This is a genomic window from Pseudomonas sp. 05N434 (assembly GCF_056396965.1).
Map to the genome: position 1 here is coordinate 1 of NZ_JBFTMK010000957.1, position 903 is coordinate 903.

The following is a 903-nucleotide window of genomic DNA, read 5'->3' on the forward strand; positions in this document are numbered from 1 at the left end:
GATCTGATTCTGTTGGATAAATTGTCACATGTGTCGATCTGGGACGGTGTGAAATTGTCGGGCCGTCCATTCAGGGCCTACAGTCATGCCAACGTCGAAATGCTGGAGCAATTAGTCCGACTGAATCAAGACAAGAGAATTTTGATCATTACCGATGGGGTTTTCTCGGCAGACGGTGATGTCGCTGATCTCGGCAAGATCGCTCGGTTGAAACAGATCCATCCGAGCCTCGAAATCTACATCGATGACGCTCATGGTGTCGGTATGTTGGGCGGTTCAGGCCAAGGGGCCTGTGAATCGGCTGGAGTGGTCTCAGAGATCGATTACATAGTTGGTACCATGAGCAAAGCTTTTGGCTCATCCGGTGGGTTCGTTGTATTCAAGGATGAGGCGTTCGCTGAAAGAGTCCGGTTCCGCTGCCCTACCTATAATGCTTCACGGTCGGTTTCACCGGGTGTCGCCTCGGCCTCATGCACCGCGCTGGAGATCAACGCTACGGAAGGGGCTGCGCGTCGGCTTCAACTTGCTGAGCTCACCCGCTACGCACATAAGCAAATTGACTCACTGGGTGTCGATAAGCTCTATTCGAAGACTGCCGTGATCCCAGTGGTATTCAAAGATCCGATGGAAGCCRCCCGGGTCAATGCCGAGTTGGTCGGCAAAGGGATCATGGGCTCACTGTTCGTACCGCCCTTTGTGCCGAATCATCAATCCAGAATCAGGTTATGCCTGACGTACAACCACACGATTGCCGATGTGGATCACTGTATTGATGCATTGCGAAAGATTATTTAAACAGCTCGTATTTATCCAGTAGTCGTAACGGTGCGGTGCAGGCCCGCCTACTATTTAAGACGTCGATGAAGTGGTAATGAAATGGTCCAGGTGGGTGCGGCTCTGTTA

At 51.8% G+C, this 903-nt stretch carries 1 protein-coding gene; it reads left to right on the forward strand.

The features are described from left to right. Nucleotides 1-795: aminotransferase class I/II-fold pyridoxal phosphate-dependent enzyme (locus AC1DLB_RS31035; RefSeq protein ID WP_477786408.1), on the forward strand; the 795-nt coding region annotated here is incomplete at its 5' end. Nucleotides 796-903: the final 108 nt, after the last annotated feature.